Source organism: Streptomyces lincolnensis (assembly GCF_021173675.1).
Lineage (GTDB): Bacteria > Actinomycetota > Actinomycetes > Streptomycetales > Streptomycetaceae > Streptomyces > Streptomyces lincolnensis_B.
The window spans coordinates 68,524-81,994 of the sequence record NZ_JAIHON010000018.1; the positions used below are offsets into that span (position 1 = coordinate 68,524).

General features: G+C 68.5%; 12 protein-coding genes. All 12 read right to left on the reverse strand.

What is annotated here, in order from left to right; translation table 11 throughout:
• Positions 1–5 precede the first annotated feature (5 nt).
• The 12 genes from nuoL to K4B79_RS40350 are packed head-to-tail and all read right to left on the reverse strand — an operon-like array spanning position 6 to position 12,865.
• Positions 6–1,919: an NADH-quinone oxidoreductase subunit L gene (gene nuoL / locus K4B79_RS40295; RefSeq protein WP_232032397.1), complete on the reverse strand. Its 1,914-nt coding sequence runs from the start codon at positions 1,917–1,919 to the stop codon at positions 6–8.
• Positions 1,920–1,933: 14 nt separating this feature from the next.
• Positions 1,934–2,233, reverse strand: coding sequence for an NADH-quinone oxidoreductase subunit NuoK (gene nuoK, locus K4B79_RS40300; RefSeq protein WP_004927567.1), 300 nt, complete (start codon positions 2,231–2,233; stop codon positions 1,934–1,936).
• Positions 2,230–3,093, reverse strand: coding sequence for an NADH-quinone oxidoreductase subunit J (locus K4B79_RS40305; protein WP_232032398.1), 864 nt, complete (start codon positions 3,091–3,093; stop codon positions 2,230–2,232). The genes nuoK and K4B79_RS40305 overlap by 4 nt, the downstream gene beginning before the upstream one ends.
• Complete coding sequence (nuoI, locus tag K4B79_RS40310; protein ID WP_232032399.1) at positions 3,090–3,731, reverse strand: NADH-quinone oxidoreductase subunit NuoI; 642 nt, start codon at positions 3,729–3,731, stop codon at positions 3,090–3,092. Before nuoI ends, K4B79_RS40305 begins: the two co-directional genes overlap by 4 nt.
• Entirely contained in the window at positions 3,724–5,088 is a 1,365-nt protein-coding gene (nuoH, locus tag K4B79_RS40315) for an NADH-quinone oxidoreductase subunit NuoH (RefSeq protein ID WP_232032400.1), read from the reverse strand. The genes nuoI and nuoH overlap by 8 nt, the downstream gene beginning before the upstream one ends.
• Positions 5,085–7,589, reverse strand: coding sequence for an NADH-quinone oxidoreductase subunit G (locus K4B79_RS40320; protein ID WP_232032401.1), 2,505 nt, complete (start codon positions 7,587–7,589; stop codon positions 5,085–5,087). Before K4B79_RS40320 ends, nuoH begins: the two co-directional genes overlap by 4 nt.
• Positions 7,586–8,935 (reverse strand): NADH-quinone oxidoreductase subunit NuoF, encoded by a 1,350-nt coding sequence (gene nuoF / locus K4B79_RS40325; protein ID WP_232032402.1) that lies wholly within the window; start codon positions 8,933–8,935, stop codon positions 7,586–7,588. The genes K4B79_RS40320 and nuoF overlap by 4 nt, the downstream gene beginning before the upstream one ends.
• Complete coding sequence (nuoE, locus tag K4B79_RS40330; RefSeq protein ID WP_232032403.1) at positions 8,935–9,807, reverse strand: NADH-quinone oxidoreductase subunit NuoE; 873 nt, start codon at positions 9,805–9,807, stop codon at positions 8,935–8,937. Before nuoE ends, nuoF begins: the two co-directional genes overlap by 1 nt.
• Positions 9,804–11,126 carry an NADH-quinone oxidoreductase subunit D gene (locus K4B79_RS40335; protein WP_232032404.1) on the reverse strand — a complete coding sequence of 441 codons (1,323 nt, stop codon included), beginning with the start codon at positions 11,124–11,126 and terminating at the stop codon, positions 9,804–9,806. The genes nuoE and K4B79_RS40335 overlap by 4 nt, the downstream gene beginning before the upstream one ends.
• 55 nt (positions 11,127–11,181) lie before the next feature.
• A complete protein-coding gene (locus K4B79_RS40340; protein WP_232032405.1) occupies positions 11,182–11,940 on the reverse strand; it encodes an NADH-quinone oxidoreductase subunit C in 759 nt (252 codons plus the stop codon).
• Positions 11,937–12,491, reverse strand: coding sequence for a NuoB/complex I 20 kDa subunit family protein (locus K4B79_RS40345; RefSeq protein ID WP_018528252.1), 555 nt, complete (start codon positions 12,489–12,491; stop codon positions 11,937–11,939). Before K4B79_RS40345 ends, K4B79_RS40340 begins: the two co-directional genes overlap by 4 nt.
• A 14-nt stretch (positions 12,492–12,505) precedes the next feature.
• Positions 12,506–12,865, reverse strand: coding sequence for an NADH-quinone oxidoreductase subunit A (locus tag K4B79_RS40350; protein ID WP_033319564.1), 360 nt, complete (start codon positions 12,863–12,865; stop codon positions 12,506–12,508).
• Between the last annotated feature and the right edge of the window lie 606 nt (positions 12,866–13,471).

Genomic DNA, 13,471 nt, shown 5'->3' on the forward strand with positions numbered 1-13,471 from the left:
CGGTATCAGACCGCCCTCATCAGCAGGGTCGCGGCGACGAGGACCGCCGCACCGCCGAACATCGAGACCGCGTACGACCGCGCGAAGCCGTTCTGGAGCCTGCGCATCCGTCCGGAGAGGCCGCCGACCGAGGCCGCCGTGCCGTTGACGACTCCGTCGACCAGGGTGTGGTCGACGTAGACCAGGGACCGCGTGAGGTGCTCTCCGCCGCGGACCAGGACGACGTGGTTGAAGTCGTCCTGGAGCAGGTCGCGCCGGGCGGCCCGGGTGAGCAGCGACCCGCGCGGGGCGACGACCGGGACCGGCCGGCGCCCGTACTGGAGGTAGGCCGCGGTGACACCGATGACCATCACGGCCACCGTGGCCGCCGTGACCGTCGTCGCGCTGATCGGCGGGTGGCCGTGGTCGTGCCCGGTGATGGGCTCCAGCCAGTGCAGGAAGCGGTCGCCGACGCCGAACACGCCGCCCGCGAAGACCGATCCGAAGGCCAGCACGATCATCGGGATCGTCATGGACTTGGGCGACTCGTGCGGGTGCGGCTCATGGCCGTTCTCATCGGGCTGCCAGCGCTTCTCCCCGAAGAACGTCATCAGCATCACGCGTGTCATGTAGTACGCCGTGATTGCCGCGCCCAGCAGGGCGCATCCGCCGAGGATCCAGCCCTCGGTGCCGCCCTTGGCGAAGGCCGCCTCGATGATCTTGTCCTTGGAGAAGAAGCCGGACAGGCCGGGGAAGCCGATGATGGCCAGGTAGCCGAGGCCGAAGGTCACGAAGGTGACCGGCATGTACTTCCTGAGGCCGCCGTACTTCCTCATGTCGACCTCGTCGTTCATGCCGTGCATGACCGAGCCGGCGCCGAGGAACAGCCCGGCCTTGAAGAAGCCGTGCGTCACCAGGTGCATGATCGCGAAGACGTAGCCGATGGGGCCGAGGCCGGCGGCGAGGACCATGTAGCCGATCTGCGACATGGTCGATCCGGCCAGCGCCTTCTTGATGTCGTCCTTCGCGCAACCGACGATCGCACCGAACAGGAGCGTGACCGCGCCGACGATGGTGACGACCAGCTGCGCGTCGGGCGCCGCGTTGAAGATGGCGCCGGAGCGGACGATCAGGTAGACGCCCGCGGTCACCATCGTCGCGGCGTGGATGAGGGCCGAGACCGGGGTCGGGCCCTCCATCGCGTCCCCGAGCCAGGACTGCAGCGGCACCTGGGCGGACTTGCCGCAGGCGGCGAGCAGCAGCATCAGGGCGATGCCGGTGAGCGTGGCTTCGCTGGTGCCTCCGACGAGCCCCTCTGCCTCATGGGTGCCGAGCACCGGGGTGAAGGCGAAGGTGCCGAAGGTGGTGAACATCAGCATGATCGCGATCGACAGGCCCATGTCGCCGACGCGGTTGACCAGGAAGGCCTTCTTCGCGGCGGTGGCGGCACTGGGCTTGTGCTGCCAGAAGCCGATCAGCAGGTAGGAGGCGAGACCGACGCCCTCCCAGCCGACGTACAGCAGCAGGTAGTTGTCGGCGAGGACGAGCAGCAGCATCGCCGCGAGGAACAGGTTCAGATAGCCGAAGAAGCGGCGGCGCCGCTCGTCGTGCTCCATGTACCCGATCGAGTACAGGTGGATCAGCGAGCCGACGCCGGTGATGAGCAGCACGAACGTCATCGACAACTGGTCGAGGTGGAAGGCGATGTCCGCCTGGAAGCCCTCGACCGGGATCCAGCTGAAGAGGTGCTGGGTGAGCGTGCGGTGTTCGGCGTCCTTGCCGAGCAGGTCGACGAAGAGGACGGCACCGAACACGAAGGAGGCGCCGGCGAGGGCCGTACCGATCCAGTGGCCGACGGCGTCCAGCCTCCGGCCGCCGCACAGCAGGACCGCCGCTCCGAGCAGGGGCGCCGCGATGAGCAGCGCGATGAGGTTCTCCACGATTCAGCGACCCCTTACAGCTTCATCAGGCTGGCGTCGTCGACCGAGGCCGAGTGGCGGGAACGGAACAGCGACACGATGATCGCGAGCCCGACCACGACCTCCGCGGCGGCGACGACCATCGTGAAGAAGGCGATGATCTGTCCGTCGAGGTTGCCGTGCATCCGGGAGAAGGCGACGAACGCGAGGTTGCAGGCGTTGAGCATGAGCTCGACGCACATGAACACGACGATCGCGTTGCGCCTGATCAGCACGCCGGTCGCGCCGATCGTGAACAACAGGGCGGCGAGGTAGAGGTAGTTGACCGGGTTCACTTCGACGCCTCCTCGGCCCGCTTGAAGGTCGACGGTTCGATCGCGGTCCGCTCCAGACGCTCCTCGGCCCGCTGCTCCAGCGCCTTCAGGTCGTTGAGCGCCTCCTGGGACACGTCACGGATCTGGCCGCGCTCGCGCAGCGTCTTGCTGACGGTGAGCTCGGACGGGGTGCCGTCGGGCAGCAGGCCCGCGATGTCCACGGCGTTGTGCCGGGCGTACACGCCGGGTGCCGGCAGCGGCGGTACGTGCGTGCCCGCGCGCACCCGCTCCTCGGCCATCTCGCGCTGGGTCTTGGCCCGTTCGGTGCGCTCGCGGTGGGTGAGCACCATGGCGCCGACGGCCGCCGTGATGAGTAGGGCGCCGGTGATCTCGAAGGCGAAGACGTACTTGGTGAAGATGAGGGCCGCCAGGCCCTCCACGTTGCCGTTCGCGTTCGCCTGCGCGAGACCGTTGAACTCCGTGAGGGAGGCGTTGCCGATGCCCGCGACCAGCAGGATGCCGAAGCCGAGCCCGCAGAGAAGGGCCAGCCAGCGCTGGCCCTTGATGGTCTCCTTCAGGGAGTCCGCGGCCGTGACGCCGACGAGCATCACCACGAAGAGGAACAGCATCATGATCGCGCCGGTGTAGACGACGATCTGGACGACGCCCAGGAAGTAGGCGCCGTTGGCGAGGTAGAACACCGCCAGGATGATCATGGTTCCGGCGAGACAGAGCGCGCTGTGCACGGCCTTCTTCATGAAGACGGTGCACAGGGCGCCGATCACGGCGACGGTGCCCAGCACCCAGAACTGGAAGGCCTCTCCGGTGGAGGTGGAGTAGGCGGCGAGGGAGGTGGAGTGGGCGGCGAGCTGCGAGGTCATCGGCCGATCACCTTCTCCGACGCCGGTTCGTCCTCACCGAAGGTGGAGGCGGCCTCCTGCACGACCTCGCCCTTGGAGGTGGCCACTTGGGGCTCGGTGCCCGGCGCGGCCTCCGTCACCAGGCCCCGGTAGTAGTCCTGCTCGTCCATCCCCGGGTAGATGGCGTGCGGCGAGTCGACCATGCCGTCCTCGAGACCGGCGAGCAGCTGCTCCTTGGTGTAGATCAGGTTGGCGCGGCTGGAGTCGGCCAGCTCGAACTCGTTGGTCATCGTCAGCGCGCGCGTGGGGCACGCCTCGATGCACAGGCCGCACAGGATGCAGCGGGCGTAGTTGATCTGGTAGACGCGGCCGTAGCGCTCGCCGGGCGAGTAGCGCTCCTCGTCCGTGTTGTCGGCGCCCTCCACATAGATGGCGTCGGCGGGGCAGGCCCAGGCGCACAGCTCGCAGCCGACGCACTTCTCCAGGCCGTCCGGATGGCGGTTGAGCTGGTGCCGTCCGTGGAAACGCGGAGCGGTGGTCTTCTGCTGCTCCGGGTACTGCTCGGTCAGCCGCTTCTTGAACATGGCCTTGAAGGTCACGCCGAAGCCGGCTACCGGGTTCTGGAAACCGGGTTTGGTCTCCTTGGGCTCCTCAGCCATCGGACGCCTCCTTTCCATCCAGAGATCCGTCACTCTGAGTATCGGGCCCACCACTGACAATCAGCTCCCGCTCACGGTGCGAGCGGCGCCTGGGCACCGGGGCAAGCTCCTGCCCGGGCAGCGGCGGCACGGGGAACCCGCCCGCCATCGGGTCGAATCCGGCCGGTTCCTCGACGGGCGGCTCGGCCGCCTTCGCCTTCTCGCGGAACATGTCCGCGACGAAGGACAGCAGGAGCAGGGCGAGGACACCGCCGCCGATGTACAGGGCGATGTCGGCGAAGTCGTAGTTCTCGTTGCGCAGCGTCCGCACGGTGGCGACGAGCATCAGCCAGACCAGCGAGACCGGGATGAGGACCTTCCAGCCGAGCTTCATCAGCTGGTCGTAGCGGACGCGGGGAAGCGTGCCGCGCAGCCAGATGAAGAAGAACAGCAGCAACTGCACCTTGATCACGAACCAGAGCAGCGGCCACCAGCCGTGGTTCGCGCCCTCCCAGAAGGTGCTGACGGGCCACGGGGCCCGCCAGCCGCCCAGGAAGAGCGTCACCGACACGGCCGAGACCGTCACCATGTTCACGTACTCGGCGAGCATGAACATCGCGAACTTGATCGAGGAGTACTCGGTGTTGAAGCCGCCGACCAGGTCGCCCTCGGACTCCGGCATGTCGAAGGGGGCGCGGTTGGTCTCGCCGACCATCGTGATGATGTAGATGATGAAGGAGACCGGCAGCAGGATGACGTACCACCGGTCCTGCTGCGCCTCGACGATCGTCGAGGTCGACATCGATCCCGAGTAGAGGAACACCGAGGCGAACGCGGCGCCCATCGCGATCTCGTAGGAGATCATCTGGGCGCAGGAGCGCAGACCGCCGAGCAGCGGATAGGTGGATCCGGAACTCCAGCCCGCCAGCACGATGCCGTAGATGCCGACCGAGGCGACCGCGAGGATGTACAGCATCGCGATCGGCAGGTCGGTGAGCTGCATCGCGGTGCGGTGGCCGAAGATCGAGATCTCGTTGCCGGCCGGGCCGAAGGGGATCACCGCGATCGCCATGAAGGCCGGGATGGCCGCGACGATCGGCGCGAGGACGTAGACGACCTTGTCCGCGCGTTTGACGATGACGTCTTCCTTGAGCATCAGCTTGATGCCGTCGGCGAGCGACTGGAGCATGCCCCAGGGGCCGTGCCGGTTCGGGCCGATGCGCAGCTGCATCCAGGCGACGACCTTGCGCTCCCAGACGATGGAGAACAGCACGGTCACCATCAGGAAGGCGAAGCAGAACACCGCCTTGATGACGACCAGCCACCACGGGTCGGTGCCGAACATCGAGAGGTCTTCTGCGGCGAGGGACGGGCTCATGCCTCCACCTCCTTGGGGGCTTCGGCGGCGAGCGTCGCCGGGCCGATGCGGACGAGTGAGCCGGGCCGCGCCCCGGTGTCGGAGGCGACGCCGCCACCGGTGGAGTTCAGCGGGAGCCAGACCACGCGGTCGGGCATCTCGGTGATCCGCAACGGCAGTTCGACCACTCCGGCGGTACCGGTCACGGCGAGCAGTTCGCCGTCCTTGACGCCCGCCTCCGCCGCCGTGGCGGCCGACACGCGCGCGTGGGCCGCGTGCCGGGTCCCGGCCAGCGCCTCGTCGCCCTCCTGGAGGACGCCCTGGTCGAGCAGCAGCCGGTGTCCGGCCAGGACCGCCTCACCGGCGGCCGGGCGCGGCACCTGGGCACCGGTCTCCAGGGGTTCGGTGGCCCGCGGTCCGTCCCAGGCGCCGAGCCGGTCCAGCTCCGCGCGCGTGGTGCGCAGATCCGGCAGACCCAGGTGGACGTCCATGGCGTCGGCCAGCATCTGGAGCACTCGGCCGTCGGTGGGCGCGAGACTGCGGGTCATCTGGTCGGGCTTGAGCGCGGACTCGAAGAAGCGCACCCTGCCCTCCCAGTTGAGGAAGGTGCCGGCCTTCTCGGCGACCGCGGCCACCGGCAGGACGACGTCCGCGAGTGCGGTGACCTCGCTGGGGCGCAGTTCCAGCGACACCAGGAAGCCCACTTCCTTCAGAGCCGCACGCGCGCGTGCCGGGTCGGGCAGGTCGGCGACCTCCACGCCCGCGACCACCAGCGCCTGGAGCTCACCCCTGGCGGCGGCCTCGACGATCTGGTCGGTGTCCCGCCCGTAGCGGTGCGGCAGTTCGGCCAGGCCCCAGACCGCGGCGACCTCGTCCCGCGCGCGCGGGTCGGTGGCCGGGCGGCCGCCCGGCAGCAGCGACGGCAGCGCGCCCGCCTCGACGGCACCGCGCTCCCCCGCCCGACGCGGGATCCACACCAGTTGGGCGCCGGTGGCGGACGCGGCCCGTACGGCGGCGGTCAGCCCGCCCTCGACGGCGGCCAGCCGCTCACCCACGACGATCACCGCGCCCTCGGAGCGCAACGCCTCCGCGGCCCTGGCACCGTCCGTCTCCAGGCCGACCCCGCCCGCGAGCGCGTCCAGCCACTCGGTCTCGGTGCCGGGGGCGGCGGGCAGCAGGGTGCCGCCGGCCTTCTCCAGGCCACGGGTGGCGTACGTGGCGAGCGAGAACACCTTCTGCCCGTGCTTGCGCCAGGCCTTGCGCAGCCGCAGGAAGACACCGGCGGCCTCCTCCTCGGCCTCGAAGCCGACCAGCAGGACGGCGGGCGCCTTCTCCAGGGCGGTGTACGTGACGCCCGTACCGTCGAGGTCACGGCCGCGTCCGGCGACCCGGGCGGCCAGGAAGTCGGCCTCCTCGCTGCTGTGCACGCGCGCGCGGAAGTCGATGTCGTTGGTGTCGAGCGCCACCCGCGCGAACTTGCTGTAGGCGTAGGCGTCCTCGATCGTGAGGCGACCGCCGGTCAGGACACCGGTGCGGCTCCGCGAGGCCAACAGCCCCTGAGCCGCGATCTGGAGCGCCTCCGGCCAGGACGCCGGGACGAGCTCGCCCTCGGCGTTGCGCACCAGCGGCGTCTGGAGACGGTCCCGCTGCTGCGCGTAGCGGAACGCGAACCGCCCCTTGTCGCAGATCCACTCCTCGTTGACCTCGGGGTCGTTGGCCGCGAGCCGCCGCATGACCTTGCCGCGCCGGTGGTCGGTGCGGGTCGCACAGCCGCCGGAGCAGTGCTCGCACACCGACGGGGAGGAGACCAGGTCGAAGGGGCGGGAGCGGAATCGGTACGCCGCCGAGGTCAGCGCACCGACCGGGCAGATCTGGATGGTGTTGCCGGAGAAGTACGACTCGAAGGGGTCGCCCTCACCGGTGCCGACCTGCTGGAGCGCGCCGCGTTCGACCAGCTCGATCATCGGGTCGCCCGCCACCTGGTTGGAGAACCGGGTGCACCGGGCGCACAGCACGCACCGCTCGCGGTCGAGCAGCACCTGCGTGGAGATCGGGACGGGCTTCTCGTACGTCCGCTTCTTGCCCTCGAAGCGGGAGTCGGCCTGGCCGTGCGACATGGCCTGGTTCTGCAGGGGGCACTCGCCGCCCTTGTCGCAGACCGGGCAGTCCAGCGGGTGGTTGATGAGGAGCAGCTCCATCACACCGTGCTGGGCCTTCTCGGCGACCGGCGAGGTGAGGTGGGTCTTCACGACCATGCCGTCCGTGCAGGTGATCGTGCAGGACGCCATCGGCTTGCGCTGGCCCTCGACCTCGACGATGCACTGGCGGCAGGCGCCGGCCGGGTCGAGGAGGGGGTGGTCGCAGAACCGGGGGATCTCGATGCCGAGCTGCTCGGCGGCCCGGATGACCAGGGTGCCCTTGGGCACGCTGATCTCGGCGCCGTCGATGGTCAGCGAGACGAGATCCTCCGGCGGGACCGCCGCCTCTCCCCCGCCCGAGGGAGCGTTGGTGGTCACGGTCATGCGTTCACCTCCGTGCGGGAGTCGGCCCAGGCCGTCGACTTGGCCGGGTCGAAGGGGCAGCCACGGCCCGTGATGTGCTGCTCGTACTCCTCGCGGAAGTACTTGAGCGAGGAGAAGATCGGCGAGGCGGCGCCGTCGCCGAGGGCGCAGAAGGACTTGCCGTTGATGTTGTCGGCGATGTCGTTCAGCTTGTCGAGGTCGGACATGACGCCCTTGCCGGCCTCGATGTCCCGCAGCAACTGCACGAGCCAGTACGTCCCTTCGCGGCACGGTGTGCACTTGCCGCAGGACTCGTGGGCGTAGAACTCCGTCCAACGGGTCACGGCACGCACCACGCAGGTGGTCTCGTCGAAGCACTGGAGCGCTTTGGTGCCGAGCATGGAACCCGCGGCGCCCACTCCCTCGTAGTCGAGGGGGACGTCGAGGTGCTCGTCGGTGAACATCGGCGTCGAGGAGCCGCCCGGCGTCCAGAACTTGAGCCGGTGGCCCGGCCGCATTCCGCCGCTCATCTCCAGGAGTTGGCGCAGCGTGATGCCGAGCGGGGCCTCGTACTGGCCGGGGCTGGCGACATGGCCGCTGAGCGAGTAGAGCGTGAAGCCCGGGGACTTCTCGCTGCCCATCGACCTGAACCAGTCTTTTCCTTTGTGCAGGATCGCGGGAACCGACGCGATCGATTCCACGTTGTTCACCACAGTCGGGCAGGCATAGAGCCCAGCGACAGCAGGGAAAGGGGGACGGAGCCGCGGTTGACCACGGCGGCCTTCGAGCGAGTCGAGCAGTGCGGTCTCCTCACCGCAGATGTACGCGCCCGCGCCCGCGTGCACGGTGATGTCGAGATCGAGGCCGCTGCCCAGGACGTTCTGTCCGAGGTAGCCGGCCGCATAGGCCTCGCTCACGGCCGACTGCAACCGCCGCAGCACAGGGACGACTTCACCGCGCAGATAGATGAAGGCATGCGACGACCTGATGGCATAACACGCGATGATCATGCCCTCGATGAGGCTATGCGGGTTCGCGAAGAGGAGCGGAATGTCCTTGCACGTTCCGGGTTCCGACTCGTCGGCGTTGACAACTAGATAGTGCGGCTTTCCATCTCCCTGGGGAATGAACTGCCATTTCATTCCCGTGGGGAATCCCGCACCGCCGCGACCGCGCAGACCGGATTCCTTGACGTAGGCGATCAGGTCGTCCGGCGACATGGCGAGCGCCTTGCGGAGTCCCTCGTACCCCTCGTGCCTTCGGTAGACGTCCAGCGTCCAGGACCTGTCCTCGTCCCAGAAGGCCGACAGCACGGGTGCGAGCAGCTTCTCGGGGCTGGTGTCTTTGAGTTCGGGTGCCAAGGTCATCACTCCCCCTCCTCGGCGGTGGGCCCGGCCGGGTGGGCCGGGTCGGAGGCCGACGTGTCCTGTGGCGCGTCGTGCGAGCTCAAGTGCTCGGTGGGTGACGGCTTGTGCACCGCCGTGTCGTGCGGCTCGTCGTGCGGACCGCCCTCGCGCGGATGGACCACGCGCGCGGGTGCGGCCTCTCCCCTTGCCAGGCGGAGGCCCACCAGCGAAGCGGGTCCCGCCCCGCCGCTCGCCTCGACGGCCCCGGGCCGCTCGTCGGGGAAGCCGGCGAGGATCCGGGCGGTCTCCTTGAAGGTGCACAGCGGCGCCCCGCGCGTGGGCTCGACCGGACGTCCCGCGCGCAGGTCGTCGACCAGGCGCTTGGCGCTGGCGGGGTCCTGGTTGTCGAAGAACTCCCAGTTGACCATCACGACCGGCGCGAAGTCGCAGGCCGCGTTGCACTCGATGTGCTCCAGGGTGATCTTGCCGTCGTCGGTGGTCTCGCCGTTGCCGACGCCGAGGTGCTCCTGGAGCTCCTCGAAGATCGCGTCGCCGCCCATCACCGCGCAGAGGGTGTTGGTGCAGACGCCGACCTGGTAGTCACCGCTCGGCCTGCGCCGGTACATGGTGTAGAAGGTGGCGACCGCGGTGACCTCGGCCGTGGTCAGACCGAGCACGTCCGCGCAGAACCGCATCCCGGTGCGCGTGACGTGGCCCTCCTCCGACTGCACCAGGTGCAGCAACGGCAGCAGGGCCGAGCGGGAGTCCGGGTAGCGGGCGATGATCTCCCGCGCGTCCGTCTCCAGCCTGGTGCGGACGTCGTCCGGGTACGCGGGTGCGGGCAGTTCGGGCATGCCCAGGCTGACGCCCCGCTCCGAAGAAGAGGTGGTCACCGGTCGACGCCTCCCATCACGGGGTCGATGGACGCGACAGCGACGATGACGTCGGCGACCTGGCCGCCCTCGCACATCGCCGCCATGGCCTGAAGGTTGGTGAAGGACGGATCCCGGAAGTGGACCCGGAAGGGGCGGGTGCCGCCGTCGGACACGGCGTGCACCCCGAGTTCGCCCTTGGGCGACTCGACGGCCGCGTACGCCTGTCCCGGCGGGACGCGGAAGCCCTCGGTGACCAGCTTGAAGTGGTGGATCAGGGCCTCCATGGAGGTGCCCATGATCTTCTTGATGTGGTCGAGGGAGTTGCCGAGCCCGTCCGGTCCCAGGGCGAGCTGGGCGGGCCAGGCGATCTTCTTGTCGGTGACCATGACCGGGCCGGGCTGGAGCCGGTCCAGGCACTGCTCGACGATCCGCAGGGACTGGCGCATCTCCTCCAGCCGGATCAGGAAGCGGCCGTAGGAGTCGCAGGAGTCGGCGGTGGGGACGTCGAAGTCGAACGTCTCGTAGCCGCAGTAGGGCTGCGACTTGCGCAGGTCGTGCGGCAGGCCGGTGGAGCGCAGGATCGGGCCGGTGGCGCCGAGGGCCATGCAGCCGGCCAGGTCCAGATAGCCGACGTCCTGCATGCGGGCCTTGAAGATGGGGTTCCCGGTGGCGAGCTTGTCGTACTCCGGGAGGTTCTTCTTCATCTTCTTGACGAACTCGCGGATGTGGTCCACCGCGCCGGGCGGCAGGTCCTGGGCGAGTCCGCCGGGGCGGATGTACGCGTGGTTCATCCTGAGCCCCGTGATGAGCTCGTAGATGTCGAGAATCATTTCACGATCACGGAATCCGTAGATCATGATCGTGGTGGCGCCGAGTTCCATGCCGCCGGTGGCGATGCACACCAGGTGCGAGGAGAGCCGGTTGAGCTCCATCAGGAGCACGCGGATGAGGGTGGCGCGGTCGGGGATCTGGTCCTCGATGCCGAGGAGCTTCTCGACGGCGAGACAGTAGGCGGTCTCGTTGAAGAAGGACGTCAGGTAGTCCATGCGCGTCACGAACGTGGTGCCCTGCGTCCACGTGCGGTACTCGAGGTTCTTCTCGATACCGGTGTGCAGGTAGCCGATGCCGCAGCGGGCCTCGGTGACCGTCTCGCCGTCGATCTCCAGGATCAGGCGGAGCACACCGTGGGTGGAGGGGTGTTGCGGTCCCATGTTGAGGACGATGCGCTCGTCGTCGGCACGGGCCGCGGCCTGGACGATCTCGTCCCAGTCGCCGCCGGTGACCGTGTACACGGTGCCCTCGGTGGTCTCGCGCGCCGAAGCGGCGGATGCAGTCATCACAGCCTCCCGAAGGGAGTCGTTGAGGGGCGGTGGTCGGGCGACGGGTGGGCGCTCATGAGTACGACCTCCGCTGGTCCGGAGCCGGGATCTGGGCGCCCTTGTACTCGACGGGGATGCCGCCGAGGGGATAGTCCTTGCGCTGCGGATGGCCCTGCCAGTCGTCCGGCATCATGATCCGCGTCAGGGCCGGGTGGCCGTCGAAGACGATGCCGAAGAAGTCGTAGGTCTCGCGCTCGTGCCAGTCGTTGGTCGGGTACACGGGGACCAGCGAGGGGATGTGCCGGTCGGTGTCCGGAGCGCTGACCTCCAGGCGGATCAGCCGGTTGTGGGTGATCGAGCGCAGGTGGTAGACGGCGTGCAGCTCGCGGCCCTTGTCGTGCGGGTAGTGCACGCCGCTGACGCCGGTGCACAGCTCGAAGCGCAGGGCCGGGTCGTCGCGCAGGGTGCGGGCGACGCGGAGCAGGTGCTCGCGCTCGATGTGGAAGGTGAGCTCGCCGCGGTCGACGACCGTCTTCTCGATGGCGTTGTCCGGGAGGAGTCCTTGTTCCTCCAGGGCGCCCTCGAGTTCGTCGGCGACCTCGTCGAACCAGCCGCCGTAGGGCCGGCTCGCCGCTCCCGGGAGGCGGATCGAGCGGACCAGGCCGCCGTAGCCGGAGGTGTCGCCGCCGTTGGCGGCGCCGAACATGCCGCGCTGGACGCGGATCTCCTCGCCGCCCTCGCCGCGCTGGCCGGGGAGGTTGGAGGCGCCGAGGTCCTTCTCGGGGTTGACCCCGTTCGACCCGGCGCCCGTGGTGCCGTTCGCGTCGCTCACCGCAGCAGCCCCTTCATCTCGATCGTCGGCAGGGCCTTGAGCGCCGCTTCCTCCGCCTCGCGGGCCGCCTCCTCGGCGTTCACGCCGAGCTTGGAGGACTGGATCTTCTGGTGGAGCTTGAGAATGGCGTCCATCAGCATCTCCGGCCGTGGCGGGCAGCCCGGGAGATAGATGTCGACCGGGACGATGTGGTCGACGCCCTGGACGATGGCGTAGTTGTTGAACATGCCGCCCGAGGAGGCGCAGACCCCCATGGAGATCACCCATTTCGGGTTCGGCATCTGGTCGTAGACCTGCCGGAGCACCGGCGCCATCTTCTGGCTGACCCGGCCGGCGACGATCATCAGGTCGGCCTGGCGCGGCGAGCCGCGGAAGACCTCCATGCCGAAGCGCGCCAGGTCGTAGCGGCCGGCGCCGGTGGTCATCATCTCGATGGCGCAGCACGCGAGGCCGAAGGTGGCCGGGAAGACGGACGACTTGCGCACCCAGCCCGCGGCCTGCTCGACGGTGGTCAGCAGGAAGCCGCTCGGCAGTTTTTCTTCGAGTCCCATGAGTTAAAGGCCCCTCAGTCCCATTCCAGGCCGCCGCGCCGCCAGACGTACGCGTACGCGACGAAGACGGTGAGCACGAAGAGCAGCATCTCCACGAGCCCGAAAACACCCAGGGCGTCGAAGGTGACGGCCCAGGGGTAGAGGAAGACGATCTCGATATCGAAGATGATGAAGAGCATCGCCGTCAGGTAGTACTTGATGGGGAAACGCCCGCCCCCTGCCGGCGTGGGGGTCGGCTCGATACCGCACTCGTAGGCCTCGAGCTTGGCCCGGTTGTACCGCTTCGGACCGATCAGCGTGGCCATGACCACGGAGAAGATCGCAAAGCCTGCCCCGAGGGCTCCCAGTACGAGGATGGGCGCATACGCGTTCACCGCTCCTCGCTCCTCTCAGTCGGCACTGACTGCTGGCGATGGCATCGGACTCCCGCCCCGCCCCACCGGTCCCACGAGCCCCGCTCGTCCCGGCGAAGATCGAGAACATGTGAAGCAGGTCACAAGCCCAACTGACCCGCATCTTATGCCTGCCGGTCTGTGATCTGCGACACGGGGTATTGCACAAGCTTTGTGATCTCCACCACCTGACGAGGGATCATGAAGCCGGAAGAGTGTCGATCTTCGTACGAGAAGCGTCCGAGTGGTCACGAGAGGTGACATTTCCGCTCGTCACACCGCCCTGAGCGGGGAGTCTCCATATCAAGATGGTTCCCTTGCATGCAAATTGGTGCTGGACGCACCCACTTGATAAGGGACGCCGTTCACACATCAGAGGGAGTCATGGACCCCGATGTGGACGCGTGCACGCGTTCACGAGCGCGGCCGGAGGAGATCCGGACACAGGACGCGCACGTTCTCGTAATCGTTGCGTGACCTCCGCCACATTGGCGAGAGCCCCCCGAGAAGGAGGCTTGGCCACTCATGGCAACCAGTGGTAGGCGGAGGGCAATTCGGGCGTAACGACGAAAGCCCATGATCACAGGC

Coding starts and splice junctions, on each gene's coding strand:
- K4B79_RS40305 (WP_232032398.1), bottom strand. CDS start 3,093: ATGACCTCGCAGCTCGCCGCCCACTCCACCTCCCTCGCCGCCTACTCC.
- nuoI (WP_232032399.1), bottom strand. CDS start 3,731: ATGGCTGAGGAGCCCAAGGAGACCAAACCCGGTTTCCAGAACCCGGTA.
- nuoH (WP_232032400.1), bottom strand. CDS start 5,088: ATGAGCCCGTCCCTCGCCGCAGAAGACCTCTCGATGTTCGGCACCGAC.
- K4B79_RS40320 (WP_232032401.1), bottom strand. CDS start 7,589: ATGACCGTGACCACCAACGCTCCCTCGGGCGGGGGAGAGGCGGCGGTC.
- nuoF (WP_232032402.1), bottom strand. CDS start 8,935: ATGACCTTGGCACCCGAACTCAAAGACACCAGCCCCGAGAAGCTGCTC.
- K4B79_RS40335 (WP_232032404.1), bottom strand. CDS start 11,126: ATGACTGCATCCGCCGCTTCGGCGCGCGAGACCACCGAGGGCACCGTG.
- K4B79_RS40345 (WP_018528252.1), bottom strand. CDS start 12,491: ATGGGACTCGAAGAAAAACTGCCGAGCGGCTTCCTGCTGACCACCGTC.